Source organism: Methylobacterium sp. Leaf123 (assembly GCF_001423405.1).
Taxonomy (GTDB): Bacteria; Pseudomonadota; Alphaproteobacteria; order Rhizobiales; family Beijerinckiaceae; genus Methylobacterium.
Window position 1 is genome coordinate 170,272 of the sequence record NZ_LMNS01000036.1, and the last position, 24,177, is coordinate 194,448.

The 24,177-nt window shown below is 69.7% G+C and carries 26 protein-coding genes; 9 read left to right on the forward strand and 17 right to left on the reverse strand.

Annotated elements, in window-relative coordinates; translation table 11 throughout:
• Positions 1–6 precede the first annotated feature (6 nt).
• The 3 genes from ASF53_RS17920 to ASF53_RS17930 are packed head-to-tail and all read right to left on the reverse strand — an operon-like array spanning position 7 to position 2,863.
• On the reverse strand, positions 7–780 hold the full coding sequence (locus tag ASF53_RS17920; protein ID WP_056201465.1) for an ABC transporter ATP-binding protein: 774 nt from the start codon (positions 778–780) through the stop codon (positions 7–9).
• Entirely contained in the window at positions 777–1,826 is a 1,050-nt protein-coding gene (locus tag ASF53_RS17925; protein ID WP_056201468.1) for a FecCD family ABC transporter permease, read from the reverse strand. Before ASF53_RS17925 ends, ASF53_RS17920 begins: the two co-directional genes overlap by 4 nt.
• The gene (locus tag ASF53_RS17930; RefSeq protein WP_056201471.1) at positions 1,823–2,863 is read right to left on the reverse strand and encodes an iron ABC transporter substrate-binding protein; all 1,041 of its coding nucleotides are present in this window, start codon (positions 2,861–2,863) and stop codon (positions 1,823–1,825) included. Before ASF53_RS17930 ends, ASF53_RS17925 begins: the two co-directional genes overlap by 4 nt.
• A 142-nt stretch (positions 2,864–3,005) precedes the next feature.
• Here ASF53_RS17930 and ASF53_RS17935 point away from each other — a divergent pair, with 142 nt between their 5' ends.
• Positions 3,006–3,872 carry an alpha/beta fold hydrolase gene (locus tag ASF53_RS17935; protein ID WP_056201474.1) on the forward strand — a complete coding sequence of 289 codons (867 nt, stop codon included), beginning with the start codon at positions 3,006–3,008 and terminating at the stop codon, positions 3,870–3,872.
• A gap of 74 nt (positions 3,873–3,946) precedes the next feature.
• Here the strand turns inward: ASF53_RS17935 and ASF53_RS17940 are convergent, their stop codons facing one another.
• A complete protein-coding gene (locus ASF53_RS17940) occupies positions 3,947–5,059 on the reverse strand; it encodes a hypothetical protein (RefSeq protein WP_056201477.1) in 1,113 nt (370 codons plus the stop codon).
• 367 nt (positions 5,060–5,426) lie between these two features.
• Between ASF53_RS17940 and ASF53_RS17945 the strand changes: the two genes are divergently transcribed.
• Positions 5,427–7,118: a methyl-accepting chemotaxis protein gene (locus ASF53_RS17945; RefSeq protein WP_056201480.1), complete on the forward strand. Its 1,692-nt coding sequence runs from the start codon at positions 5,427–5,429 to the stop codon at positions 7,116–7,118.
• Positions 7,119–7,263: 145 nt separating this feature from the next.
• Here the strand turns inward: ASF53_RS17945 and ASF53_RS17950 are convergent, their stop codons facing one another.
• The 10 genes from ASF53_RS17950 to ASF53_RS17995 all read right to left on the reverse strand — a co-directional run bounded on the left by ASF53_RS17950 (position 7,264) and on the right by ASF53_RS17995 (position 15,573).
• Positions 7,264–7,725: a DsrE family protein gene (locus ASF53_RS17950; protein WP_056201485.1), complete on the reverse strand. Its 462-nt coding sequence runs from the start codon at positions 7,723–7,725 to the stop codon at positions 7,264–7,266.
• A gap of 68 nt (positions 7,726–7,793) precedes the next feature.
• Positions 7,794–8,759, reverse strand: coding sequence for an MBL fold metallo-hydrolase (locus tag ASF53_RS17955; RefSeq protein ID WP_056202016.1), 966 nt, complete (start codon positions 8,757–8,759; stop codon positions 7,794–7,796).
• Between the two features lie 29 nt (positions 8,760–8,788).
• Positions 8,789–9,454, reverse strand: coding sequence for a c-type cytochrome (locus ASF53_RS17960; RefSeq protein WP_056201490.1), 666 nt, complete (start codon positions 9,452–9,454; stop codon positions 8,789–8,791).
• A complete protein-coding gene (gene soxC, locus ASF53_RS17965) occupies positions 9,438–10,733 on the reverse strand; it encodes a sulfite dehydrogenase (RefSeq protein ID WP_056201492.1) in 1,296 nt (431 codons plus the stop codon). Before soxC ends, ASF53_RS17960 begins: the two co-directional genes overlap by 17 nt.
• Positions 10,734–10,785: 52 nt before the next feature.
• On the reverse strand, positions 10,786–12,465 hold the full coding sequence (gene soxB / locus ASF53_RS17970; RefSeq protein WP_056201494.1) for a thiosulfohydrolase SoxB: 1,680 nt from the start codon (positions 12,463–12,465) through the stop codon (positions 10,786–10,788).
• A 15-nt stretch (positions 12,466–12,480) separates the two neighbouring features.
• Positions 12,481–13,323, reverse strand: a complete 843-nt coding sequence (gene soxA, locus ASF53_RS17975) for a sulfur oxidation c-type cytochrome SoxA (protein ID WP_056201496.1) — start codon at positions 13,321–13,323, stop codon at positions 12,481–12,483.
• Positions 13,324–13,450: 127 nt separating this feature from the next.
• Positions 13,451–13,780 (reverse strand): thiosulfate oxidation carrier complex protein SoxZ, encoded by a 330-nt coding sequence (soxZ, locus tag ASF53_RS17980; protein ID WP_056201499.1) that lies wholly within the window; start codon positions 13,778–13,780, stop codon positions 13,451–13,453.
• 89 nt (positions 13,781–13,869) lie between these two features.
• Positions 13,870–14,328 carry a thiosulfate oxidation carrier protein SoxY gene (soxY, locus tag ASF53_RS17985; RefSeq protein WP_056201502.1) on the reverse strand — a complete coding sequence of 153 codons (459 nt, stop codon included), beginning with the start codon at positions 14,326–14,328 and terminating at the stop codon, positions 13,870–13,872.
• A gap of 17 nt (positions 14,329–14,345) precedes the next feature.
• On the reverse strand, positions 14,346–14,822 hold the full coding sequence (gene soxX, locus ASF53_RS17990) for a sulfur oxidation c-type cytochrome SoxX (RefSeq protein WP_056201507.1): 477 nt from the start codon (positions 14,820–14,822) through the stop codon (positions 14,346–14,348).
• Positions 14,823–14,991: 169 nt separating this feature from the next.
• The gene (locus ASF53_RS17995; RefSeq protein WP_056201510.1) at positions 14,992–15,573 is read right to left on the reverse strand and encodes a thioredoxin family protein; all 582 of its coding nucleotides are present in this window, start codon (positions 15,571–15,573) and stop codon (positions 14,992–14,994) included.
• A 78-nt stretch (positions 15,574–15,651) separates the two neighbouring features.
• Between ASF53_RS17995 and ASF53_RS18000 the strand changes: the two genes are divergently transcribed.
• Entirely contained in the window at positions 15,652–16,386 is a 735-nt protein-coding gene (locus ASF53_RS18000) for a hypothetical protein (protein ID WP_056201514.1), read from the forward strand.
• A gap of 17 nt (positions 16,387–16,403) precedes the next feature.
• Here the strand turns inward: ASF53_RS18000 and ASF53_RS18005 are convergent, their stop codons facing one another.
• Complete coding sequence (locus ASF53_RS18005) at positions 16,404–17,138, reverse strand: cytochrome c biogenesis CcdA family protein (protein ID WP_056201519.1); 735 nt, start codon at positions 17,136–17,138, stop codon at positions 16,404–16,406.
• Positions 17,139–17,229: 91 nt separating this feature from the next.
• Here ASF53_RS18005 and ASF53_RS18010 point away from each other — a divergent pair, with 91 nt between their 5' ends.
• Positions 17,230–17,571 (forward strand): thioredoxin family protein, encoded by a 342-nt coding sequence (locus ASF53_RS18010; protein ID WP_200943277.1) that lies wholly within the window; start codon positions 17,230–17,232, stop codon positions 17,569–17,571.
• Between the two features lie 55 nt (positions 17,572–17,626).
• Positions 17,627–17,983: an ArsR/SmtB family transcription factor gene (locus ASF53_RS18015; RefSeq protein WP_056202021.1), complete on the forward strand. Its 357-nt coding sequence runs from the start codon at positions 17,627–17,629 to the stop codon at positions 17,981–17,983.
• A gap of 32 nt (positions 17,984–18,015) precedes the next feature.
• Here ASF53_RS18015 and ASF53_RS18020 read toward each other — a convergent pair whose 3' ends face one another.
• Entirely contained in the window at positions 18,016–19,074 is a 1,059-nt protein-coding gene (locus tag ASF53_RS18020) for a YeeE/YedE family protein (protein WP_056201523.1), read from the reverse strand.
• A 172-nt stretch (positions 19,075–19,246) separates the two neighbouring features.
• On the reverse strand, positions 19,247–20,911 hold the full coding sequence (locus ASF53_RS18025) for a bifunctional protein tyrosine phosphatase family protein/NAD(P)/FAD-dependent oxidoreductase (RefSeq protein WP_056201527.1): 1,665 nt from the start codon (positions 20,909–20,911) through the stop codon (positions 19,247–19,249).
• A gap of 127 nt (positions 20,912–21,038) precedes the next feature.
• On the opposite strand from ASF53_RS18025, the gene ASF53_RS18030 reads away from it, so the two are divergent.
• Genes ASF53_RS18030 through ASF53_RS18045 form a run of 4 tightly spaced genes read left to right on the forward strand, consistent with a single transcriptional unit; the run spans position 21,039 to position 23,810 of the window.
• Positions 21,039–21,704: a peroxiredoxin gene (locus ASF53_RS18030; protein WP_056201530.1), complete on the forward strand. Its 666-nt coding sequence runs from the start codon at positions 21,039–21,041 to the stop codon at positions 21,702–21,704.
• A 2-nt stretch (positions 21,705–21,706) separates the two neighbouring features.
• Positions 21,707–22,600, forward strand: a complete 894-nt coding sequence (locus ASF53_RS18035; RefSeq protein WP_056201534.1) for an MBL fold metallo-hydrolase — start codon at positions 21,707–21,709, stop codon at positions 22,598–22,600.
• The gene (locus tag ASF53_RS18040) at positions 22,597–23,028 is read left to right on the forward strand and encodes an ArsR/SmtB family transcription factor (RefSeq protein ID WP_056201537.1); all 432 of its coding nucleotides are present in this window, start codon (positions 22,597–22,599) and stop codon (positions 23,026–23,028) included. The genes ASF53_RS18035 and ASF53_RS18040 overlap by 4 nt, the downstream gene beginning before the upstream one ends.
• Positions 23,025–23,810, forward strand: coding sequence for a sulfite exporter TauE/SafE family protein (locus ASF53_RS18045; protein ID WP_056201540.1), 786 nt, complete (start codon positions 23,025–23,027; stop codon positions 23,808–23,810). Before ASF53_RS18040 ends, ASF53_RS18045 begins: the two co-directional genes overlap by 4 nt.
• Positions 23,811–24,177 lie beyond the last annotated feature (367 nt).

The window sequence follows — 24,177 nt, forward strand, 5'->3', positions numbered from 1 at the left end:
GGCGGTTCACCCGATCAGCGGCGTGCAGACCGTCCGCCCCTGCCCCGGCAGCGGCACCACCGCCACCTCGACCCCGTAGAGCAGCCGCAGGGTCTCCGGCGTCACCGTCTCCGCCGGAGGGCCCAAAGCGACGAGGCGCCCGCCATGCAGCAGCGCCACCCGGTCGGCGCAGAGGAAGGCGTGGCCGGGATCGTGCGTCGAGAGCACCACGGCGATGCCGCTCTGCGACAGACGCCGCACCTGGGTCAGCACCCGTGCTTCGTTGCCGAAATCGAGGCTCGCGGTCGGCTCGTCCATCACGAGGAGCCGCGGCTCGCCGGCCAGGGCGCGGGCGATCAGCGCGAGCTGGCGCTCGCCGCCGCTGATCTCGGTGTAGATCCGTTCCGCCAAGTGGCCGATGCCCAATGTCGCCAGCGCCCGCTCCGCCGCCGCGCGATCGGCCGGGCCGGGGCTGGCAAAGGCGGAAAGCCGGCTCGCGCGGCCCATCAGCACCACCTCGCGGACGGTGAAGGGGAAGAAGGCGGCATGCGCCTGCGGCACGTAGGCGATGGTTTTTGCGATCTCGCGGCGTGGCAACTCCGACAGGTCGGTGCCGTCCAAGAGAACACGGCCGGCGAGCGGGCGCAGCAGCCCGAGCAGGGTCTTGAACAAAGTGGTCTTGCCGCCGCCATTCGGCCCGAGCAGGCAGAGCGCCTCGCTGTCCCGAAGCGTCAGGCTGACCCCGGAGCCGACGGTGCGGGCGCCGTAGCCGAAGGCGAGGTCGCGGATCTCCAGGATCACGCCCAGCCCCGCTTTCCCGCGGCCAGCAGCCAGAGGAAGAACGGCGCGCCGACGAGCGCCGTGAGGATGCCGAGCGGCACCTCGATGGTCGCCAAAGTGCGGGCCAGGAGATCGACCGCGGTGAGATAGCCCGCCCCGAGCAGCATCGAGGCGGGCAGCAGGCGGCGGAAATCCGGCCCGACCAGAAGCCGGGCGACATGCGGGACGATCAGCCCGATCCAGCCGATGACGCCCGTCACCGAGACTGCGGCGGCGGTCACCAGCGTCGCGCCCGCGACGAGAAGCGGGCGCAGCCGGCGCGTCTCGACGCCCAGCGCGCGGGCCTCCTCGTCGCCCAGACTCATCAGGTTCACGCGCCAGCGCAACAGCACCAGCGGAGCGAGACCGAGGGTCATCGCCGGCAGGATCGCGGCGATGTCGCTCGCAGTGACGGAGGCGAGGCTGCCGAGCAGCCAGAAGGTGATGGCGGGGAGCTGGTTGTAGGGGTCGGCGAGCACCTTGAGCAGCGAGATCCCGGCCCCGAGCAAGGCGCCCACGGCGACGCCCGCGAGCACCAGCGTCAGCACCGGATCGTGCCGGCGCACCGCGAGCCCGACGGTGTAGACGGCGCCCACCGCGGCGAGCCCGCCAGCGAAGGCGAGGCACTGGATCGCCGCCACGGGCAGGGCGAGCACGATGCCGAGCACCGCGCCGAGGCTTGCGCCGGCCGAAACCCCGAGGATGTCCGGCGAGACGAGGGGATTGCGAAACAGCCCCTGATAGGTCGCCCCCGCCGCCGCGAGCCCGGCCCCGACCACGAGCGCCCCGAACACCCGCGGCAGGCGCACGTTCAGCACCACAATCTGCGCGGCCGGATCGAGGGCGGAGGCTTGGCCGAAGAGCTTGGCGACGAGCACCCCGAAAACGTCGGCGAGCGGCACGGGGTAGCGGCCGATCCCGAGGGAGACGAACACGAGGAGGATCAGCGCGAGCGGCGCCAGGGCTGCCAGCGGGAGGAAGCGGCGCCGTGCGGGGCGGGCCTCAGCGGCGCGCACGGCCTCGCTCACCGGGTCGGCCCCGGTCCGGCGGCGTCGCGCAGGAGGCGGTCGAGCTGCTCGGGCGTAAGCTCGACCCGGTAGAAGCGCTTGTAGAAGTCGCGCACGGCGTCGCCGAGCGTCTGCGGGAACTGTTCGGGGAAGAACAGGCCGGCGAGCCAGCGCAGGCCGATCAGGCGATTGACCCCCGGCGGGGCATCGACCCAGCCGAAGGGCAGCGTCGGCACCGCGTGGACGCGGCCCTCGCGCACCGCCTTCAGCCCGTTCCAGAGCGGGTCGGCGGCGGCGAGCTTCGGGAAGTCGGGATCGAGGGCGATGATCACGTCCGGGTTCCAGACCAGCACCTGCTCGGGCGAGACGGCGGCGAGCCCGCCGGCCCCGGCGCCGGCCACGTTGCGCCCGCCCGCCGCCTCGATGATCTCGGTGTTGATCGAGCCGGACAGGCCCGTCTCCAACCCGCGGGGGCCGCGGCCGTAATAGACGCGCGGGCGCTTGTCTTCCGGCACCGCGGCCACCGCCTCGGCCACCCCCTTCAGGATTTTTTCGGATTCGCCGGCGAGCGCTTCGCCTTCTTCCGCTGCGCCGATCAAGGCCCCCAGGGTGCGGTAGGTCTCGGGCGTTGCGGTGAAACGTCCGTCGAGCAGCAGGTAGGGAATGCCGGTCTGCGCCTGAACCCGGTCGGCCAGCGAGGCGTAGGTGGCCGCCGTGCTGCCGACATCGACGATGAGGTCGGGCTTGAGCGCCAGCACCGCCTCGACATTGGCGCTGCCGCCCCGCCCCGTCAGCCGCCCGGTGGCGGGCAGGTCGCGCAGCGCGGGGTTGAGGAATGCGCGCTCCTCCGAGCTCGGCGCCCGCGGCCAGCCGATCATCTTGTCGGGCGCCAGGGTGGAGAGCAGCACCGCCGCGGGCGGGCCGGCGGCGAGCACCCGGAGCACCCTGTCCGGCACCTCGACCCGGCGCCCGGCGGCGTCGGTGAAGGGCCGGGCCGAAGCGAGGCAGGGCCACAGCCACAGGCAGGCGAGCGCGAGAAGGCAGCGGAGCAGCGGCATCGGGGAAGGGCGTCTCCCGTGATCGGACGTTCCCTATAGCCGCTTCCACTCCGGTTGGCGCCGCGCCCGAACCGCGCCGGCCCTGCCGGGTTGGCCAAAGCCCTGATATCAGGACCGACCTCGCGCGAGTGTCCCCGAACCCATGCCCGATCCGGCCGTCAGCCACCGCCATATCGACCTCCGGGGTCTGCGCCTGCACGTCGCCGAGGCGGGGCCGGCGGGGGGAGAGCCGACGATCCTGCTGCACGGCTTTCCCGAATTCTGGTTCGGCTGGCGGCATCAGATCGGGCCGCTCGCGGGAAGCGGCCTGCGCCTCCTCATCCCCGACCAGCGCGGCTACGGCCTGAGCGACCGGCCCAAGGGCATCGCCGCCTACCACCTCGACCGGCTCGCCGGGGACGTGATCGCGCTGGCCGATGCCTACGGGCTCGCGCGCTTCAACCTCGTCGGACACGATTGGGGCGGGCTCGTCGCGTTCTGGGTCGCGAGTTTCCACCCCGAACGGGTCGAACGGCTCGCCGTGCTGAACGCCTGCCATCCCAGCGTGTTCGGCCCCTATCTCCGGCGCCATCCGGGGCAAGCCCTGCGCAGCGCCTATGCCGGCTTCTTCCAGCTCCCCCTGCTGCCCGAACGGGTACTGACGGCGCGGGAGGGGCGCCTCCTGCGGGCCCTGATGCGCCGGTCGAGCGCGCCCGGCACCTTCACCGAGGCCGAGCTTGATCGCTACGCGCGCGAATGGCTGCGCCCCGGCGCGGTCACCGCGATGCTGAACTGGTATCGGGCGCTCGCTCAGCTGCCCCGCGAGCGACACCCGCCGAAGGTCACGGCGCCGACCCTGATCCTATGGGGCGAGCGCGATCAGGCGCTCCAGACTGGCCTCGCCGAGGCGAGCCTGGACCTGTGCGAGCGGGGCCGCCTGCAGCGTTTTCCGAAAGCGACCCATTGGGTGCAGCACGACGCGCCGGAAGCGGTCAACGCCGCGCTGATCGAGTTTCTGGGGCGGTCGTAGACCACTTTCGAGGAATGCCGGGGCTCTGCCCCGGCACCCCGCCAAAGGGATGATCCCTTTGGATTTACCGCCTCTCAGCGGCCGCTCATGCCGGCGCCGCCCTCGGTGCCGCCACGCGCGCCGGACCCACCGCGGGTCTCGCTGCCGCGGTTGCCACCCGTGTTGCCCATGCCGCCGCCCTGCTCGGAGGCGTTGCGGGCACCGCCGCGCTCGTTGCCCTCGCCGCGCATGCCGACATTGCGCATGCCCTCGCCGCCCCGGCCCTGCTCCATCGAGCGGCCGCCGCGCTCAGCCCCGCGGGTCTGCTCGGAGGCGCGCATCGTATTGCGTTCGCTACCGCGGGTCTCGCTGCTGCGGCTGCGCAGATCGGTGCGGGTCTCCGACCCACGGACCTCATTGCGCTCGCGGAAGCCGGCATTGACCGTGCCGCCGCGCCGCTCGGTGGTCGAGACGGTGGTGGAGAGACGGCGGTACTCGGGCGAGCCGTACATGACGCGCTGGCCGCGGATGGTGACGAAGCGGCGCGTCTCGCCGACGCTGACGAGGCGGCGATATTCCGGCGAGCCGTAGATCACGCGGTGACCGCGGATGGTGACGTAGCGGCGCGGGCCGGTGCTGCGGCGCTCGGTGACGATCAGACGGCGATATTCGGGAGAACCGTACACGACCCGTCGGCCGCTGATGAACACGTACCGGCCCTCGCGGCGATGGCCGCCTTCGACAGTGGTGGAGCGTAGATCGGTGCGGCTGCTGACATGGGTGCGGTCATGCGTGCGATCCTGGATCCGGTCGCTCCGCTCGGCGCGCGCTTGGCTACGGATCGTGTCGTTCCGCTCTCCGCGCTCGGCCGTCTCGCGGCCGCTCATGCCGCGCTCCGAACCGCGCTCGCCGCGGGCCATGTCGCCGCGATCCGCCCTGCCCCGGCCGGCCTCAGACCCGTCCCGGTCGTTCCGGGCGGCGCTGCGCTCACCGCCCATGGCGTTTCCGCCCCCACGCGCCTCGCTGCCCGTGGCACCCATGCCGCCGCGCTCGCCGCCCGACATTCCAGATTGTCGGCCGGCTTGCCCGCCGGACTGCTCGGCACCGGCCCGCATGCCGCCGCGCTCGGACCCACCGGTCGCGGCGCTTTGAGCGTAGACCGACGTGCTCATGAGCAGCGCGGCAAGACCCATCGCAATCGTCTTCATGGCGTATCCTCCGAAACTTGAGACGCTCGAAACGTCGCAAATGACAAAAGGGTTCTGCCAAAAGATGCGGGAGCAGAAAAAGTCTGATCATTCGCGCGCGGATTGATTTATGTGAACAAGCGTAGCCATTTTGCGCGAATGACGTCTTGCGTGTTCTATGCCGTCATGGCCGCTCCGCTCTGATGACGGGATCGACCGTTGTCTCGATGCGAGCGAAGCCATGATCGGCTTGCGCTTCACGTGCTGGAAGTTGCCCGCCACGGACCGTATTCCATTCGGCCGCAGGGAAAAATTTCGATCAATTGTGAATATTAGAGATTTTATTAATCCCCAATCGCGATGATTTGTAGCCTCTTGAAGGGATTATATGGTGCGCCGCGATATCACTATCCGCACGAAGCTCATTGCCGCGTTTGGTCTCCTCACGTGCTTCGTGCTCACCCTCGGCTTTCTCGGGGCGCGCAGTGCCGCAACGATCAACGACCTTCTGCTGGAGACCGAGTTGCGGGATCTTCCCAAAACTCAGACCGTCGGCGAACTCAACGATTGGGCCGGGCGCCTGACCATCAGTCTGTTTCGCTACACCTTGAATGGCAGCGATGCGCAGACGGCCAAGGAGGTCGATGCCGAGATCAACGCCCGGATCAGCGAGGTCGGGAAACTCGTTGCACGCTACGAGCAATTCGAAAAATCGGACGAGGAGGCCAAGGTCCTCGAAAGCTTCAAGAAGAATTGGGCGACCTATCTCGGATCGATGCCGGCCCTGATGACGGTAGCACGCACGGGCGACATCGACCAAGCCCGCAAGATGATCGACACGGTCGTGACCCCGCATCGCAAGCGTGCCTTGGATGATGCCAAGCAGCTCTACACCTTCGCCAAGGCCTCGGCCGCAAAGGCCGGCGAGGTCGCCGCCGCGACCTACGACCGGGCACGCAACATCGCCATCGGCGCGTCCCTCTTCGCGGTGCTCGCATCGGTTCTGGTCGGTAGCCTGATCGTGTGGAGCGTCGGGCGCAGCTGCGCGGGCATCATCGGCACGATGCAGGCCCTGGCGGCCGGCGACCTCTCCACCGAGGTGACGGAACGCGGGCGTTCGACGGAATTCGGCAAGATCGCCGACGCGGTGCAGGTCTTCAAGGAAGGCATGATCCGGATGCGGGCCCTGGAGGCCGAGACCGCGCAGGCGCGGCTGGCGGCCGAGGAGCAGCGCAAGGCGGGCATGCGTCAGATGGCGGATGCGTTCGAGGCTGCGGTCGGCGGCATCGTCGGCCGGGTGTCGTCGTCGGCCGGCGAGCTGCAGGGCACGGCGCAGACGATGACGGCGACGGCGAACCAGACGGCGAGCCAATCCACGACCGTCGCGGCCGCGGCGGAAGAGGCGGCCTCGAACGTCAACACGGTGGCGGCCGCCGCCGAGGAGCTTGGCGCGTCGGTGCAGGAGATCGGGCGGCAGGTGGCGGGATCGGCCGACCTGGCGCGGATCGCCGTGAACGAGGCCGACCAGACCGCGGCCTTCGTGCATGAACTCACCACCACGGTCTCCAAGATCGGCGAAGTGGTGGTGATGATCTCCGGGATCGCCTCCCAGACGAACCTGCTCGCCCTCAACGCCACGATCGAGGCGGCGCGGGCCGGCGAAGTGGGGCGCGGCTTTGCGGTGGTGGCCGCCGAGGTGAATGAACTGGCCTCCCAGACGGCCCGGGCGACCGAGGAGATCGGCCGGCAGATCGGGCAGGTGCAGGGCGCCACCGGCCAGGCGGTGACGGCGATCGGCACCATCAGCGTGCGCATCCGCGAGATCAGCACGATGGCCGCCTCCATCGCCGCGGCGGTGGAGCAGCAGGGTGCCGCCACGCAGGAGATCGTGCGCAATGTCGGGCAGGCCGCGGTCGGGACCGGTGAAGTGACGGCCAACATCGCGGGCGTCGCGGGCGCGGCGGAGGAAACGGGTGCGGCGGCAAGCCAAGTCCTGGCCTCGGCCTCCGCCTTGTCGCGCCAGTCCGAACACCTCTCCACCGAGGTTCACCGCTTCCTCGCCACGGTGCGCGCCGCCTGATCCCAATGCGGAGCCGAGCCTGACCCGACCCCGCCCGCAAGGGCGGGGTTTTTTCATGCAAGGGTGCGCGGGCGGATGGCGCCGTTCGGCGCTTGAAAGGGACGGCGAAGACGGCAGGACAGGACCGCTCGGCCCGAGAGCCCGATCAGACGCGAAGATAGCTCCAGCCCGCTTCCTGCAACGCGACGAGCCGGACGGCACCGGCGCGGACCACGCCCACATTCGGCAGCAGTTCCAGCTTGCGCCCTTCCGCGTGCTCCATGGCCGTGATGGTGTTGCCGCAAGCCGAGATGACGAGGCCGGGCACACTCGCCGTCACCGAGTGGAGGCGCGCCTTGGCCGGCGAGGTGTCGGCCCGGACCATGTGCAGGCCGGGCCCGTAGGCGACGATCTCGACCTCGAGTTCCTCGGCGGCCTCGCCGTATTCGCGCGCGAGGTTCACGGCATTGTTGAGGGCGAGATCGAAGACGCCGGCATCGTTCGTGCTGACCTGTATCGCGACCCGGTGCGTCTTCGCACCCGTTTCCGCGGCGCTCGCCGACTTGGCGGCCAGGAGGCCGGCGATCAGCGCCGCGATGCCCGAGACGCCCCTGCGCGACACCATCATCTCCGTCCCTCCCGGCTCCGCGCTGCCCTCGGCGGCGCGCTTCCCGCTTGATTCAAGCGGGAAGCGTATCATGCCGGCACGAACCGATAGGCATCTCCGGACCGCTCGACGCGGCCGATCCCCGAGCCCGGCAGATGGAAGCCGACCAGCGTCGCCCGCTCGTTGGCCAACCGGTCGAGCAGGGCGAGGCGGGTGCGGATCGCAAGGTCGCGGTCGAGGTCGCTCCCGAAGGCCCAGGCGGGGCGACGGAAGGAGATGACGGCGTGGCTCAGGGCATCGCCGCCGATCAGGACCTGCTCCCGCCCTGCCTCGACGAGGACGGAGGCGTGGCCGGGCGTATGCCCCGGCGTCGCCACGTAGGTGAGGCCGGGCGCGATCGCCTCGCCGGGCTTGCGCCGCTCCACCTTGGCTTCGAGGCGCCTCAGAATACGCCGCGAGCCGACGGCGAAGCCCTTCAGCCAATCCGGCACCAGGGTCTCGACGTCGTCGCGGGTCCAGAAGTCCCATTCCGCGGCCGGCACGACGTAGCGGGCATTCGGGAACCGCTCGCTGTCGTCGAAATCGTCGATGGCGCCCCAGAGGTGATCGGGATGGGCGTGGGTGAACACCACCGTGGTGATCGCCTCGCGCGGAACGTCCCGGCGCTCCAGGGCCTCCCCGAGCTTTCCCGCCGTCGGCTGGAACGAGCTTCCCGAACCCGCATCGATCAGGATGACCTCGCGGCCGACCCGCACGAGGCTTGCATTGGTCGGGATCGGGCTCGCCTCCGCCGGCTGTCCCTCGGCCCTGAACGCCGCCTCCACCTCCGCCTGCTTCGCGTCGGGGAGCATGAAGGCCAGGGAGGACGACAGGGTCCCGTCGCTCGCCGTCTCCACGGTGGCCGCGCCGATCCGAAGCGGGGTCAGGGCGGTGGCCTGCGCCCGTCCGCCCGGCCAGGCGGAGGCCAGCATCGCCGCCATGCCGGCGACGAGGGTTCGCCGGTCGCAGCCCAGGGCGGATGATCTCCGCCAAGCCGTCTCGTGGGCGTCGCGCATCGACGGGTCTCCCGCATTCCGGCCGGACATTACTGGACCGGCGGCGAAGTCGATGCCTTCTCGGGCGTCACGTCGAGGATGCGGGCGCGGCCGGTGATGGTCGCCGCCTTCGGCAGGCAGTTCGTCATGCAGGGCTTGGCCGTCCAGAATTCGTTCTCCGCGGTCTCGCGGTCGTCCATGACGAAGTTCTTCTCGTTCGGCAGGCGGATCGTGGCGAGGTTGCGCTCGTTCACCTCGAAATCCTGATCCTTCAGGATGTCGTTGAGGTGGAGAAGGTAGGCCGTGACCGAGTAGGTCTCGTCCGGTGTCAGCGTCTGCGCCGCGCCGAACGGCATCGCCCGGTGCACGAAATCGAACACGGTCGAGACGTAGGGCCAGTAGGAGCCGACGGTCTTGACCGGGCTGTCCGATTTGAGCGTGCCAGCCCCGCCCGCCAGCTCGGGCCAGCGGCCGGCGCCCTCGCCGAACTCGCCGTGGCAGCTGGCGCAGCGCTCCTGGAAGATCGTCTCGCCGAGCGCCGCCGTGCCCTTGCCGACCGGCAGCCCCTGCCCGTCCGGCCGCACGTCGATGTCCCAGCCCTTGATCTCCTCGGGCGTCGCGACGCGTCCGATGTTCAGGCGCTCCGAGGCCGCAGGCGAGGCGGCGAGGACGAGGGCCGCAAGGGCGGCCCCGATGCCGTTACGCGACCTCGACATTCTCGATCTCCCCGCTGGGCAGCACGTGCCAGGTCTGGATGCCGTTGTTGTGGTAGATCGAGTTCAGGCCGCGGTGCTGGCGCAGGGCCGCCTTGGTCGGCTGCACGTAACCGGTCTCGTCGATCGCGCGGGATTGCAGCAGAAGCGGATCCCCGTTCCAGTCGAACTCGTAATAGAAGCGCGTCAGCGCCTTATCGAGCACGGGGCCGTCGAGGCGGGCGGCGCGCCAGTTGCGGCCGCCGTCGAGGGAGATGTCCACGCCCTTGATCGCGCCGCGCCCGGACCAGGCGAGCCCCGAAAGCACCGTGAAGCCCTTGTGGTGGATCGGCGCCTGCGGGCTCGGATTGGTGATGACGGACTTGGCGTCCATGGCCCAGGTGAAGCGGCGCGCCTGCCCATCCGGCAGCAGGGCGGTGTATTTCGAGGTCTCCTCGCGGGTGTGCCAGGGCTCGTCGCCGACCTTGATCCGGCGCAGCCACTTCACCCACATGTTGCCTTGCCAGCCGGGCAGGACGAGGCGCAGCGGATAGCCGTGCTCGGGGTAGAGCGCCTCGCCGTTCATGGCATAGGCGACGATGGCGTCGTCGAGCGCCTTCTCGATCGGCACCGAGCGGGTCATCCCGGAGGCGTCGGCGCCCTCGGGCAGCAGCCACTTGGCGTTGGTCTTGAGGCCCGCCTCCTCCAAGAGGCGTTTGAGCGGGACGCCGGTATACATCACGCAGTGGATCATGCCGTGGGTGAACTGGCAGCCGTTGAGCTGCGCGCCCTTCCACTCCATGCCCGAATTGGCCGCGCATTCGAGGAAGGCGATGCGGTTGACGCGGGGGAAGCGCTTCAGGTCCTCCAGCGTCAGCATCAGCGGCTTCTCGACGAGGCCGTGGATCATCAGCCGGTGCTCGGTCGGGTCGATCTCGGCGATGCCGCCGTGATGGCGCTCGAAGCCGAGGCCGTTCGGGGTGATGATGCCCTCCAACTGGTGCAGCGGCGTGAAGCTGACCGAACTCTGGCGCGAGGCGGTGAGCCACTCGACATCGCGCCGGATCACGTCCGCCTCGAACTTCGACGGGCGGCCATAGGGGCGGCTGACGACGCCGTCGCCGAGGGATTGCGACCATTCGGGCACGTTCGGCGGCAGGTTCTTCGCGTCCGGCGTTCCGGCCGCGGCCCGGCCGGCGAGGGTGCCGGCCCCGACCGCGCCGCCGAGCGCCAGACCGCTGCGCAGGAAGGACCGTCGGGACGTCCGGCCCGATGGGTCGGGGCGCTGCTTCGGTTCAGACATGGGCCCTCCGAACTCTTTCATGTATTATGATATGTGAATGTATTGCGGATGATTAGGCGCCCCGGACACTGACTTGGGCCGGTGTCGGATTCACCGTGCCCTTGCGCCGGATATGCGCGGCCACGACGTCCCAGATCGGCGGTCCCTCGGTCCCCTCGTTGACGCTGGCCCAGCCGGCCACGGTGTAGGAGGTCCCGGCCTCGATGGGCTTGCCGGTGCGCAGCAGCATCAGGTCGGAGATGCGTTGGCCGGCCGGGCGGGCGACGTCGATGGCGTAGGAGACGCCGCCGACCCGCACCATGTCGCCGCCCTGCTGGTAGTACGGGTCGGCGTTGAAGAGGTTGTCGGCCACGTCCTCCAGCACGTCCTTGAGCCGGGCCCCCGTCATGGCCATGCGGTAGGCGGCCGGATAGGTGATGGCGGTGGCGTTGTAGACATCCTCGCGGGTGATCGGCTGGCCCGGCAGCAGGGTCGTGCCCCAGCGGAAGCCCGGCGAGAGGGCGATCTCGGCCTCGCGCTCGGCGAGCAGCGCGTCGCAGATCATGTCGTCGAGGGTGCCGTTGAAGTTGCCGCGCCGGTAGAGCAGGCTCTCGGTGCGGCCGAGTTCCTCCGTCAGCATCGCCTCGTGGGGCGCGCGGATCGCTTGGATCTTGGCCGCCATCGCCTTCTGCGGCGCGATGACGTCGGAGAAGATCGGGATCAGCTTCGAGCGAAACCCCTTCACCGCCCCGTCGCGCACATCGAGATCGACGCGGGTGAGGAACTTGCCGTGGCTGCCCGAGGCGATGAGCAGGGTCTGGCCGACCTTCACCGCCTGCGGCAGCGCATCGTGGGTGTGGCCGGTGAGGACGACGTCGATCCCCCTCACCCGCGCGGCGAGCTTGCGATCGACATCGAAGCCGTTGTGCGAGAGCAGCACGACGAGGTCGGCGCCCTCCTTGCGGGCCTTGTCGACGCTGGCCTGCACGTCCTCCTCGCGGATGCCGAAGGACCAGTTCGGGATCATCCAGCGCGGGTTGGCGATGGGCGTGTAGGGGAAGGCCTGCCCGATCACCGCGACCTTGGCGCCGCCGCGCTCGAACATCTTCGTGGATTCGAAGGCCGGCTCGTTCCACTCGGCGTCGCGCACGTTCTGGCCGAGGAAGGGGCAGCCGAGCCCCTCGACGATCTCTTTGACGCGCTCGGTGCCGAGGGTGAACTCCCAATGGCCCGTCATGGCGTCCGGCTTGAGGAGCGCCATGCAGTCGACCATGTCCTGGCCCTTGCTCAGCATCGACGTATAGCTGTTCTGCCAGGTGTCGCCGCCGTCGAGGAACAGAACCTTGTCGCCGCGCTCGGCGCGGATCGCGTCGAGCACCGTGGCGATGCGGTCGAGACCGCCCATGCGGCCGTAGCTGCGCGCCAGCGCGACGTAATCCTCAGGGGTCAGGGCATGGGCGAGCGGCGAGCCGCCGGGGATGCCGAACATCTCGAGCGTGGCGCGACCGGTGATGTGGGGCACCTGCCCCCGCGCCTCGCCGACGCCGAGATTGGTCGAGGGCTCACGGAACAGCACGGGCCTCAACTGCGCGTGGATGTCCGTCAGGTGGACCAGGGTGACGTTGCCCATCGGCTCGAAGGCCAGCAGGTCGTCCTGAGCGAGGCGCTGCTGGGCGAAGGCGCGGGTCCAGCCCGACGGCACCAGGGCGGCGGTGGCAGCGGCGATCTGCAGGAAGTCGCGGCGTGAGGTCATGGCGGGTTCCGACACTCAGTTGCGGACGGCCGGGGTCTCGACCGGCAGGCCGAGTCCACGCCAGGCGACGTAGGTTTCAAGCGCGACGAACTCGTCGGATAGCGGGGCGTAGGGGGTGGCCCGGACATCCTGCATGCAGCCCTCCATGCGCTCGTGGAGCGGCACGAGGCGCTGGTCGCGCAGGCGATAGACCGGGAAGCCGTTGCTCTGTCCCTGGCTGAGGAAGTCGGCGCGCAGGTACTTGCCGTGGTTCGATTGGTGGCAACTCGCGCAGGCCAGATCGAGCTGGCCGTTGCGCTGATAGTAGAGGGCCTTGCCGCGCTCGAACCACGGCGTCATCGGCCCGTCGACCGTCACGGCGCCCGGCATGCCGCTCGACTGGTTGCGGAGGTAGGTCGTCATTGCGGTCAGCTCCGGCGTGCCGAAGGCCCAGGGCTCGGCCTTCAGCGCCCCGCTGCGGCAGAGGTTGATCCGCTGTTCGAGGTTGACCGGCTTGCCGAGCCTCTCGTTCCACTTCGGATAGGCCGCCGCGACGCCCTTCATCGATGTCGCGGCCTCGTTGTGGCAGCTCGCGCAGGACTTGCCCGCCGCGCCGTCCGCCTTCGACCAGAGTTCCTGGCCCTGTTCCACGGCGAGGAAGCCGGGATTGTTGAAGTCGTCGGCCTGCATGGCCTGCGTTTCCTTGGAGCGGAAATACAGACCCGAGACGACCTCCTCGAACGGGGAATCGGGGCTTTGCGGCTTGATGCCGTGTCCCTGCCAGGCCGGGCGCTCCGAGGCGTCCTGCGCGTGCGGGGCGGCGGCACAGACGAGGATCGCGGCGGCGGCCAGGGCCACACGAAGGGGAACGGACGGCATGGAAGCTCCGACTGGGTGGTGGCGGGCCTCCGGGGCGGGATGCTCCGGGAGAGCGTCGGGGCGATCGCCCCGGAGCGCATTCCGGCGACGCAGATGCCGTCAGGCCGGAGGCGGCTCTAGGAGAGTGTCACGAGACCTTGATCTGCTCGGTCGCCTGGATCTTGGAGCCGTCGTCGTCGATCCAGGTGAAGGTCAGCGTCCCGGATTCGGCGGGCTTGATCTTGAACTGGAAGTACGGATTCGCCGACACGGCGCCTTCCATGTTGGCGCTGAAGATCGTCTTGCCGTTCAGGTCGCAGTTGAACGTGTTCAGGATCTTGCGTGGGATGGTCTTGCCGTCCTTGTCCTTGCGCTGGCCGGATTCCATCGTGTGCGAGACGAGCGTCTTCACCTCGATGACACCGCCCTTGGCGACCTCCTTCTTGTCCAGTTTGATCCGCGGCTTCACGTCGGCCATGTCGTCCTCCCGGTCTCGTGCTTGAATCGATTGGTCTCGGCGGTAGAGCGCATTGCGACGACGTGGTCGCCGGTTCGTCGGAATGCGCTCTAGCCGCCGCAGCCGCCGATGGTGACCTTCACCTGCTTCACGTCGCTGAAGACCGAGCCGTCGTTCATGCGGGCGAGCGCGATGACGTTCTGGGTCTCGGCGAGGCGGATCCGCGTGTTGGCCTCGGCGACGCTCGACGGCGTGAACCGGAAGCTGATGACGCCGGGGTTCGGATTGCCTTCGGCGAGGATCATCACCTCTTCGACGAAGCTTTCCTCCGTCATCGGTGCCTCCACGGTCACCGTCATCGGCACGGTGTTGCCGTTCTCGGCGATCTCGGGGAGTTCGAGCCTGACCTTGCCCCGGACCGGCTCCTTCCCGCGGGTGAAGGCCTTGATGGCCTCGTCGCTGGCGTTCTTGGCCGCGTGAGCCGGGCCGGCGCGTAGCGCCAGCGTCGTCGCCACCACGGCGCCGGTGGCGAGGGCCAGGGCGTGGCGTCGGTTGATTGCGTGTCTCATCGGGGGCGGTTCCTGGGTCACTTCAGGGTGGTGAGGTAGGCGACCACGTCCTCGACCTGCTGGGCGGTGAGGATCGGCTTGCCCTGGAATTCGGCGCGCACGCGGCTCAGTCCGTCGACCCGGTAGAAGGCCGGCATCACCGTCGCCTCGCTGAAGACGTGCTTGGGGTTGACCACGATCATGCGCAGATGCGCCGCGTCCCAGCGGCTCGCGACGCCGTCGAGGGAGGGGCCGACCTCGCCGTGGAACGACTCGCTCTTGAGCGATGAAATCTGATGACAGCCGAGGCAATTGCCCTGACGGCGGTTCACCACGACCTTGGCGCCGGCGGCGGCGTCCCCGGGCTTATCGGTGAGCGGATCGGGAATGGCGTCGGTGCCGTCGAGCGCGACGATCTTGAACGGCGCCAAGCCGCCCGGAGCCGGCTCTGCTCCGGCAGCGGTCGCCAGAGCACAGGCTCCCGCGATCGCAAAGGCATGAATCTGCCTGCGCATCTGGCGTTTCCCCGGTAGGCCGTCTTGGGCGGCTTGCGCGGCCGTTTCTGGCCGCTCGCGGCGTCGGCGGGGTCCAACCCATCGACATATGCGAATTATTGCAAGTTTGACGGTGAGAGGCTCCGAGTCAAGTCGAAATATTTCAGGGAGCCGAAGTCGTCAGCACTTCCTATCCCTTTTGGCCGGGCCCCGAGCTGCGCAGGTACTCGCGCAGGCTCGTCCGCTCGTAGCCGCGCTCGGCCACGAAGGCGAAGGTTCGGCGAAAGTCCTCCGGCGCCACGTAGCCCTGCATGCGCAGAACCTCGCGCTCCCGAGGGCGCTTGCCCGCCAGAGCCGCGCCCGCGAAGAATTGCAGGGTCGGCGTGAAGCGGATGCCGTACTTCTCCGCGAAGCGCTTCTCGGACAGGCGCTCCCCGTCGAAATCCGTCACCTCCCGCGCGCCGATGATGTTGAGCTGCAAGATCTCGAACCGGTCGCGGACGAAGGCGCTCGCCTCCGCATTCGCGAAGTTCACGAGATGCATCTCCTTGCAATAGGGGCAGCCCTTCAACTCCCAGAGCACGGCGAGGCGCTTGCCGCGCGCCTGCGCCGCCTTCAGGTCGTCGGGCAGGTCGAGGAAGCTTTCGAGGAACCAGGGCTGCCGGTAGAGGCCGTCATCGCCCAGGATCGGTTCCAGCATCGGCTCGGCTCCGGCGGGCCGCGTCAAGCCGAGTGCGAGAACGCCCGCGAGGAACCGGCGCCGGTTGGACATGGCGTTCCCTCAAAATATTCTGCTTCATGCATGTGTAGGGCGCTTCCGCGGCGCCTGGCAATCCGGAGAACGCGTTCCGTGCACCCGCGACGCCCGCCAGCCGCCCTGCGCCGGGCCGTCTTCGGCGCCCTCCTCGTCACCGCGCTCGCGGCGCAAGCCGGCCCGCCACCCGGTCCCGAGATCGGCGTGATCCTCGAGCGCCTCCAGGGGGACCGGCGCGTGGTCCTGGCCTACCTCGCCCACGACAATCCCGACCTCGCCCTGACCGCCCTCGACCGCTGGCGCGCGACGCTGCGGGCGGAGGGCGCGCGGCTCGCCGCGGCCCGGCAAGGGCGCTCCGACCCGGGCCCCGTTCTCGAGGCACTGGATGCGTCCCTGGCCGAGGCGGCGCAGGCCGTCGAGCGCGCGGATCTTGCGCGGGCCCGCGCGCTCGTCGAGGCGGCGACCGCTCCCCTCGATGCGTGGCGGCGCGCGGAGGGCCTGCGCCTCTTCTCCGATTGCATCGCGGATCTCTCCGGGCGCTACGACGCCCTGGACCGGTATCGTCAGGCCGGTCCGGATCTCGGCGACGTGCAGGTCCGCGCCGGGGTCGGGACCGCCGCCGCCGAGGTGGCCACAGCCATCGGACTTTGCGACGGGCAGGCCGGCGCGCGCATCCGGTCCGACCCGGAATTCCGGCGGCTGGCGGACGGGATGTCGGATAGCCTTGCCAAGATCCCGGCGGCGCTCGAGGCCCGCGACCCGGCGCGTCTGCACCGCCTGCTGATCGAGCTGCGGGCCTTCGAGCGGCTCCTGGCGTTCCGTTACGGGTGAGCCTGCGCGTCGGACGCTCAGCCGACGCGCCCGAGGACGGGCACCGCATCCGTCAGCCACGCGCCGACCAGCGGCATCCAGCCGCCGAAGATGACGAGCCCGGTCGCCACGAGGGCGAAACCCATCGCCGCCTCGACGGTGCGCAGGTGGCGCCGGAACCGGCCGGCCAGCCTCAGGAAGGGGCCGGTGAAGAAGGCCGCGGCGAGGAAGGGCAACCCGATCCCGGCGGCATAGGCCGCGAGCAGCCACGCGCCGCGGGCGACCTCGTCCTCACCCCCGGCGAGCAGCAGGATGGAGGCCAGGACCGGCCCGACGCAGGGCGTCCATCCGAACGCGAAGGCGAGCCCGACGAGGAAAGCCCCGACGACGCCCTCCGGACGGGCCTCGACCTGAAAACGCACGTCCCGCAGGAGCGGCATCCAGCGAAACACGCCGATCATGTGAAGCCCGAGCCCGACGATCACGATGCCGGCGATTCGGGACAGGATGCCGACATGGTCCGCCAGGAACTGGCCGGCCGCGGAGGCGCTCGCGCCGAGCGCCACGAAGATCGCCGAGAAGCCGAGCACGAAGGCCAGGGCGCGCAGGACGGCCCGACGGGCGAGGCTGCGGTCCGGCCGCTCGACCAGCTCCTGCAACGAGGCGCCGGCCAGGAAGCAGAGATAGGGCGGCACGAGCGGCAGGATGCAGGGCGAAAGGAACGAGAGCAGCCCTGCCCCGAAGGCGGTCAGGATCCCGATATCGGCCGTCACGGTGCCCCCTCGAATATATTCGATTTTTCCTATATCATGCGCGTGGATGATGCGGTTGGGAAGGCCGATGCACGCAACGCGGCGGTCGATGATGGCGTGGGCGGGCGGGCTCGCCCTGCTGCCCGCGACGGCGGAGGCTGCCGAGATGCTGTTGTTCGAGCGGCCGGGTTGCCCCTGGTGCCGGGCATGGGACGCGGCGATCGGCCCGATCTATCCGCGATCGGAGGTGGGACGGCGGGCGCCGCTGCGGCGCATTGACCTCGCTGCCGACCTGCCGCCGGGACTCACGCTCAAGCGCCCGATCCGCTACACACCGACCTTCGTTCTCGTCGAGGACGGGCACGAGGTCGGCCGAATCGAGGGATATCCGGGCGAGGATTTCTTCTGGGGACGTGCCGAGCGGCTGCTCGGCCTGTCGCCCGCCGCGCCCTGAAATGGACCGGACGGCACGAATCCTGCCCGCGAACGATCAGCAAGAGGATGGAACGATGCCGCTGCAGCAGGCGGAGACGGCGACGAACGGTCTGGCTGCGGGATCCCCCGAGCTGGATCTGCTGCTCGCCAACGCCCGCGACGCGAGCGAACTCCTGAAGGCGCTGGCCCACGAGGCGCGGCTCGTGATCCTCTGCCTTCTGGTTGAGGGCGAGCGGTCCGTCTCGGAACTCGAACAATTGCTCAATCTGCGCCAGCCAGCGGTGTCGCAGCAGCTCGCCCGCCTGCGCGCCGACGACCTCGTCGAGGCGCGCCGGGACGGCAAGAATATCTACTACACCCTCGCGCGCCCCGAGGTCCGCGAGATCATCGCGGCCCTGCATCGCGCATTCTGCGAGACGCGCCCGCGCTGAGTCCCGCGGGCACCGCGCCCGTTCGCTGGTGGTCAGGCGTGGCGGTCGATGAGGCAGTACAGGCCGGCCCGCGCACCGACGAGGATCGCAGCGAGGGCGAGGATCGAGCCGACCGAGAGGGTCGAGAGGCCGCTCAAGCCCTGGCCGATGGTGCATCCCAGGGCGGTCACGCCGCCGGTCCCCATCAGGAACGCCCCGAAGACGTGCCGCCGGACCTCGCGCGCGTCGTCGGGTGCCTCCCAATGGAACTCGCCGGCGCTGCGCGCGGCGGCGAAGGCGCCCAGAAGCACCCCGAGGACGGAGCCGACGCCGAAATCGACCGTCATCCCGCTGGCGAGCATGGCGTAGAGCAGCGTGTCCCCGACGGGGCGGGCGAAGCTGAAGGAGCCGACCGCCCGCGTCTCGAATTCGTCGTAACCGGCGACGCCGTTGGTCCACCATCCGGCGACGATCACGCCGCCGATGACGATCGCACCGTAGAGCAACCGACGGCGCTGCCGGAAATCGCGTCCGGCCAGAGCCAGGATGCCGAGGCCGGCCGCGGCGGCTGCCGCGATGCCCAGCGTGCCGTAGCGGCCCCGGTCGAGGCCGAGGAGGCTCCCGAGCCGCTGCGCCCCGGCCGCGCCGAGATCCACGCTCAGCGGTTCGAGCAAGGCCACCCGCGCGAGGCCGGTGAGGCCGCCGATGGCCATGGAGGCGGAGAGACCGAGCACGAGCAGGACGAGGAAGGCGCGCAGGTCGCCGCCGCCGAGGCGCAGAATCGCCCCGAAGCCGCACGTCCCCACAAGCGCCATCCCGAACCCGAACATCAGGCCGCCGACGATTGCGGCGCCCCATTCGAGGCGGGGCCCCGCATAGATCGACCGCGGCAGATCGAGGCCCGCGAAGGTCTCCAGCAGGTGCGTGCCCAGGATCGCGATCCCGGCGGCGAGCATCCAGGCGCGGGCCCGGCGCGTATCCCGCGCGTAGACCGCATCCTCGATGGCACCCAGCGTGCAGAAGCGCCCGTGGCGGGCAACGAGGCCCAGCAGCGCGCCCAGGACGAGGCCGAGCGCCGCCCGGAGCAGATGCGGGGGCAGGATGTCCAACATCGGCCGAGGCTCGCGACGGAGGTTGCGATGGCACGGGTCGGGAGGGCGACAGCCTCCGCAAGCACGGTCCGCGTCCCTGTCTCAGGACAGGTAATCCCGGGAAACGCAAGGGACGGCCTTGGTTGACCCCTCAACCGATCCCTTGGCGCTGCTCGCTTGGCGCTGCCCGCTCTCAAACCGCCAGTTTGGGCTTTGCCATCCACTCGCGCCCCTTGAGCATGCCGCGCCAGTAGATGGGCGGGAGCATGCGCTCCTTGAGCAGCCATGCGGCCCGGCTCGGCTTCGTGCCGTCGAGGAGCCAGGACGGGAAGCTGGGAAGCAGCTTGCCGCCATAGCCGAACTCGGCGAGCAGGATCTTGCCGCGCTCGACGGTGAGCGGGCACGAGCCGTAGCCGTCATAGACGGCCTCCGGCCTCGAGATGAAGCCCATGTCGCGCAGCAGGTTGTGCGCCACCACCGGCGCCTGCTTGCGCGCCGCGGCGGCGGTCTTGGCGTTCGGCGTGCTGCACGCGTCGCCCAGCCCGTAGATGTCGGCGAAGCGCGTGTGGCGCAGGCTTGCCGGGTCCACCTCGACCCAGCCGCCCGGATCCGCCAGCGGGGATTGCCTGATGAAATCGGGGGCCTGCTGGGGCGGGACGACATGGATCATGTCGAAGGCGGTCTCGACCGTCGATGGGGTGCCGTCCTCGGCCGTAGAGGTGAACCAAGCGCGCTTGGCCGAACCGTCGATGCGCGTGAGGTTGTGACGGAAGTGCAGCTTCGCGTCGTAGCGCCGGACATACTCCATCAGGGGCGGCACGTATTCCTTCACGCCGAACAGGCCGGGGGTCGCCGTGAAGAGGTCGATCCCGATATCCTTCAGGCGGCCCGCGCGCCGCCAATGGTCGGCGGAGAGATACATCGCCTTCTGCGGCGCGCCCGCGCATTTGATCGGCATGGGCGGCTGGGTGAACACGGCGCGTCCTGCGCCGAGACCCTGGACCAGCTCCCAGGTATAGGGCGCGAGGTCGAAGCGGTAGTTCGAGGTCACCCCGTTCCGGCCGAGCGTTTCCTCCAGCCCCTCGATGCCGGCCCAGTTGAGCGTGAGTCCGGGGGCGACGACGAGGCGGTCGTAGCCGATGGTCCGGCCGCCCTCCAGCACCACGGCCTTCCTCTGGGGCTCGAAGGCGACGACGCCGGCCTTGATCCAGGTCACGCCGTCCGGAATCAGCGAGGCCATGGACCGGGCGGTCACCCCCTGGTCGAACACGCCGGCGCCGACCATCGTCCAGCCGGGCTGGTAGTAGTGGACGTCGGCCGGGTCGATCACGGCGACTTCCAGATCGGGCTTGCGCGCCTTCAGGCTTGAAGCCGCCGCGATGCCGGCCGCGCCCCCGCCGACGATGACGACCGTGAAGCGTCTCTCGGCCGCCGCGCCGCTGCGACCCGCCATCCGGGGGCCGGCGCCTTCCAGGTCGTAGCCCGCGGCCTTCGTGGCAGCCAGGATCTCCGCCTCGGCCTGGCCGCGCCGCGCCTCGGCGTGCGACCACAGCGTCGCCGAGCGCGTGCCGGTGCGGCAATAGGCGAGCACCGGCTTCGGCAGGGCCTCCGTCGCCGCCTCGAAGGCCGCGACATCCGCATCGGTGATGTGACCCGACGTGACCGGCAGGTAGCGGGCGACGAGGCCGGCCTGCTCGGCCCGCTGCTCGATCTCGCGAAAACTCGGCTGGTCGGGGCTCTCCGCGTCGGGGCGGTTGCAGAGGATCGACCGGAATCCGGCGGATGCGATCGCCGGGATGTCGTCAGGCCGGATCTGGGGCGCGACGGACAAGTCGCTCGTGATGGAATGGGCGTCCATGGGTGGTCCCGTCGATATATGTAATTGCATATTGATCTTGATCGACTAAAGCATATCCAATATTGACAGCGGTGCAAAGCAGGGAGTAGCTGGCTCTGTGCCGGCGAAAAGCCAGGAACAACGATATATGAATTCGCATATTGAAACATTCGACGCGGCGGCCGGCCAGCCGGTTTGCCCCCCGGTGATGGGCGATCCGGCTCCGGGCTTCCGGGCTCGCACGACGATGGGCGAGCGCACGCTCGAGGATTACCGCGGTCGCTGGCTGGTCCTGTTCTCCCATCCGGCGGATTTCACGCCGGTCTGCACGAGCGAGTTCCTCGCCTTCTCGCGTGCCTATCCCCGGTTCCAGGCGCTGGATTGCGACCTGCTCGGCCTCTCGGTCGACAGCCTGTCGTCGCACCTCGCCTGGGCGCACAACATCGAGGAGCGCTTCGGCGTCCGCGTTCCGTTCCCGATGCTGGAGGATCCCTCCATGGCCGTCGCGCGCGCCTACGGCATGCTGCCGCCGGGCGCCGTGTCGAGCGCGACCGTGCGGACGACCTTCGTCATCGATCCGGACGGGATCATCCGGGCCTCCTCCACCTACCCGATGACGGTCGGGCGCAGCGTCGAGGAGATCCTGCGCCTCGTGGCCGCGCTGCAGGTCACCGACGAGGCGGATGTCGTCACGCCGGAGGCCTGGCGGCCGGGCGACCCGATCCTCGCCGCGCCGCCGCTGACGTTCCACGGAGCCGCCGCCCGCCCGGAGGGCGAGGCCGGCGACTGGTACTTTCGAACGGGGACCTTGTGACCATGACGGAGACGGACGACCCGCACCCCCTCGTCCGGGGGTTCTACGAGCGGCGAACGGGCAGTATCCAATACGTGGTCGCGTGCCCGCGGACGAAGCGCTGCGCCATCGTCGATCCCGTGCTCGATTTCGACGAGAAGTCGGGGGCGACCGCGACGCGCTGCGCCGATGAGATCCTGGACTACGTGCGCGCGGCGGGGCTCTCGGTCGAATGGATCCTCGATACGCACCCCCATGCCGACCACTTCTCTGCCGCTCACTACCTGAAGGAGCGCACGGGGGCCCCCACCGCCATCGGCGAGCGGGTCGTCGAGGTTCAGAGGCTCTGGAACGCCGTCTACGGCTTCACGGACCGGCCGACCGAAGGCTCGCACTGGGACCGGACCTTCGCGGAGGGCGACGTCTTCTCGGTCGGTGAGGTGCCGGCCCGCGTCCTGTTCTCGCCCGGCCACACGCTGGCCTCCGTCACCTACGTGATCGGCGACGCCGCCTTCGTGCACGACACCCTGTTCATGCCGGATTCGGGCACCGCGCGGGCCGACTTCCCCGGCGGTAGCGCCGTCGCGCTCTGGCGCTCGATCCAGGCCATCCTCGCCCTGCCGGACTCAACGCGCATCTTCACCGGCCACGATTACCAGCCGGGCGGCCGCGAAGCGCGCTGGGAAAGCACCGTCGCTGAGCAGAAGGCGGCCAACACCCACATGGTCGCGGCGCGCACCGAGGCGGAGTTCGTGCGCATCCGCGAGGCGCGCGACGCCACCCTGCCGATGCCCAAGCTCATCCTGCACGCCTTGCAGGTCAACATCCGGGGCGGCCGGCTGCCGGAGCCCGAGGCGAATGGCCGGCGCTATCTCAAGTTCCCGCTCAACGCCCTGGAAGGGGCGGTGTGGGAATGAACCCGACGGAATCGCTTCCCGAGGACAGGGCGCGGGAGGTGTCCGACCTCCTGAAGGTGTTCGCCCATCCGGGGCGGTTGCGCCTCCTCAGCCGCTTGTCCGAAGGCGAGTGCTCCGTCGCCGAGATGGAGCGCGAACTCGGCATCCGCCAGCCGAGCCTCTCCCAGCATCTGGGCGAGTTGCGCGAGGCCGAGCTGGTCTCGACCCGCCGCGAGCACAAGACGGTGTTCTACACGCTGACGGCGCCCCGTGCGCTCGAACTCGTCGAGATCCTGCACGCGATGTTCGGCTCGGACGAGCCGCAGAGCCGTCCGCTTCGCAGGAAGGCGAGCGGACGCAACCGGAATGGCGGGGCGGCCCTGTTCGCCCAGGCCGGCGCTGCGGCGACCGGCCGGAGCCCGGATCTCCCGGAGCCCACCACGCGATGAGCGTCGTGCTCGCACTCCTGTCCGGCGGCTTCGTCGGGTTCAGCCTCGGCCTCATCGGCGGTGGCGGCTCGATCCTGGCCACGCCCCTCCTGCTCTACGTGGTGGGCGTGGGACAGCCGCATGTCGCGATCGGCACGGGCGCGCTCGCGGTGGCGGTCAGCGCCATGGCAAACTTCACCGGCCATTGGCGGGCGGGCAATGTGCGCTGGGGCAACGCGCTCGTCTTCGCCGCCTTCGGAGTCGTCGGCGCCCTCCTTGGCTCGACGCTGGGCAAGGCCTTCGACGGCGAGCGTCTGCTCTTCCTGTTCGCCCTCGTCATGATCGCCGTCGGGCTGCTGATGCTGCGATCCGGCAGGCGCAATGGCGCCGGATGTGCCCCAGCGGCCGGCGCGCCGTCCGCCCCCGCCTTCACGCCGCGATTGGCCGCGGTGGCGCTGGCGGTCGGCGTGACGTCCGGGTTCTTCGGGATCGGCGGCGGCTTCCTGATCGTGCCGGGGCTCGTGTTCGCGACCGGGATGCCGATGATCAACGCCATCGGCACCTCGCTCTTCGCGGTCGGGGCCTTCGGGATTGCGACGGCGGCGAACTATGCCCTCTCGGGCATGATCGATTGGCCGGTCGCGGCCCAGTACATCGCCGGCGGCCTCATCGGCGGCTGGGTCGGCATGCGCCTCGCCTGCCGTCTCGCCGGACAGAAGGGCACGCTCGATCGGATCTTCGCGTCTCTCATCTTCACGGTCGCCGCTTATATGCTCTACCGGACAAGCACGGCCATGACGTAACAACGGTCAGTACTTTGCCATTCAGGCGAGTTCGAGCGGTGGCCGATAGCCGCCTCACCTCTCGAAACCGTGCATCCGGTGGGTTCGGGTTCCTCTGTCGGCGCGATCCGCGAGTGTCGCGCGCCTGACCATGATTCAGAAAAGCGGCCGGCCCCTGTCGGGCGGATCCGTCATCGAAGCCTCGACGCTCCCGCCTGATCTCGATCAATGCGGCTTTGAACATGATGCGCTTCCCTGTCGGGGCGCGTACTTCGCGGGTGCTTCCAATCGAGGGTGTGTCCTGATGGGTCCGTATTCCATTGAACTGCGCGCAAGCACCCGAAAACAGGCAATCGATACTGCTGGGGTGAAGGCAAACAATCCAGGC